Below are 2,256 nucleotides of genomic sequence, written 5' to 3'. Positions count from 1 at the left end.
GTGCTCGATACGACAGACTACAAAAAGGGCATCAAAATCCCGGACCAGGAAATGGCCGCCTTGAACATCCGCCGACGACGACTTTGCCCGGATCTGAACGACACCATTAGGCCAAATAAATCGGGAAGTAGTTAATGGACGGTTTCTAAGCTTGTTCCAGAACCTAAGCAAACCAGCGAGCATCAAGGGGCGCTGCTGCGGCACAGCATCCCAATCCGCGCTCGACACGGGCAGCTTCGATCTCGCGGCGGACAGACTGAATAGGGCGGCGGCCAGTTCCGAGGACTGTGGTTCCGGTAGAGACCAGCCTTCGGGGATGTCAACATTGCCAGCGACCAGAAACTCCTTGAATGCAAGCAGTCGATTTCGTCGCTGCTTCACATCATCATGTTTTTGAGCCTGCTCCTGAAGGCGCTGCCATGCGCGATCTCTTTCCAGCTTCGCTAGGCTCCGAGCCTGCTCGAACCGTGCGATTCCCTGTTCGGCATCACCGATGTCGCGGTGCGCGTACTCTGCCCTGTCCAGCCAGGACTGAAGCTGAGTCAGGCGCTCAGAGGTTTCGTGCCAAGGACGCAGGAACCGCTCCTCCGCGTGCTCAGCCAGAGAGGAGTAGTACCGCGACAAGGCGGCTTGCTGAACGAACGACTTACCTTCACCCGACACCTTGTCTAAGTCGCGGGCAAGACGAATCACGCGCAAATCGGGATGCTTGCCGAGTCGATCAAGCGCGTTATCGACGGCAGTGTGGGCCTGGCTCGCCAAGAGCACCCGTTCACCTCTGCGAGCCAGTTGCATGATGGCTTCGGCGATCACGGTTGTCTTGCCCGTACCTGGCGGGCCTTGAATCAAACAAAGGTCAGGCGCGGTAATGATCTTCTCGACCGCCTCCTTCTGAAATGGATTCAGGTCATCTCGGAACCACTGAGAGACCGTTTCGGTGGTCGTTGGATTCTTGGCTTGCTTGACGTCGAACAGATACGACGACAAGTAGGGGGCATATCCGCCTTGGTCCTGCAGGCGCTTGATGGCCATCTCGTGGCGTCGGATCAGGGCAAGATCTCCTGCCGCAGACACTGACAAGAACCCTTGTTCCGGGATTCTCGACAGCAGCATCCACTGAGTGGTCGGCACATCCTCGGCGACCGTCAGCTGATTCTGGTCATCCTCTGACAAGCCCACGACCACTTCCGCGAAGTAGGGTGTCGGCCATTCGCAGTCTTTGATCTTGTCTGCGTGCGGCGCCAGCTTTGTCATCGCCTCCGGCTGACCCAATTCGAAGCCTCGGGGCGCTCTCTTCGCACTATCCCGATCGTCGATCCGAAAGGTCCAGACATCCATAGAGACATTGAGGTCGAACGCCATCACGTCCTGTCTGGACAGGGATCGATGCACGTCGCGCAGGTACTGCTCGCTCTCCCCGATCACCTTGAAGACGATCCGGTCCTCTTGCCAATCGCGCTGGATGAATCGCAGCCCGCGTGTCTTCTCCGAAACGAGTTTGCGCTTCCATTTCAGGAAGTCGCTCCAGTCGGTCAGCTTTTCCCGCGTTGTGATCGAGATGGGCGGCAACACATGGGCCAACTCGCGCGTGAGGACGTTGTCAATTCGTTGGAAGCGAGGCAATTGCGGGTTGTCCTGGTAGACGACCACCGAAAGACTGTGCTCATAGGTATGTCCCAGCGCATCCGCCACCTCGAACAAATCCTGCACCATGAACACAGGGCTGCCCGTTCGCGTTGGCCAGAATCCTCGAGCAGCCAGCGAGCAACCCCTTGGGAACGGCCAAGGCTGCTCGGGGCTGATCACCGGGCGAAGTGCCAGAGTCACATTCGCATCAGGCCGGTTTTCGATGCTGAGGTTCGCCGCGTGGTACTCCATGGGCATGCCATGGGGAAATATCAGGTTCAAGACATCCTGGATGCCATCACCTTCGGTCATAAGGTCGCGAAACGGCGGGTGCCGGCGCTTCAACTCTCCCACCGTTCGGGCGAGCCTTTCGCGGTCTCGGTCGTCAACCCAAACGTAAAGATTGGCCATGGTCTAGGAACTTCACTCGTGGACGCGACGGGGGCTGAAAGAACATGCTACTTGCGCCACTTTTGAAGTGTGGGTTTCCCTCATCACCTATCAGTTACTCACGGGCATGAAAGGCGGGCAACGGCAGATCGTTTTGAAGACACCGCTTCAGACGACGCAGGCCGCGGGTAAACCACGAAACCAGGCTGCGATAGAGTTTCCGGAAGCTCCAATGCCCGG

At 57.9% G+C, this 2,256-nt stretch carries 1 protein-coding gene; it reads right to left on the bottom strand.

What is annotated here, in order from left to right; genetic code table 11:
* Positions 1-2,037, bottom strand: a 2,037-nt coding sequence (locus QZY07_RS25065) for an AAA domain-containing protein (protein ID WP_295408783.1), incomplete at its 3' end; no start/stop codon positions are given.
* Between the last annotated feature and the right edge of the window lie 219 nt (positions 2,038-2,256).

This window comes from uncultured Thiocystis sp., from assembly GCF_903866365.1.
Lineage (GTDB): Bacteria > Pseudomonadota > Gammaproteobacteria > Chromatiales > Chromatiaceae > Chromatium.
The sequence above is the reverse complement of the archived record's forward strand: the minus strand, read 5'-3'. Positions and strand labels throughout refer to the sequence as shown.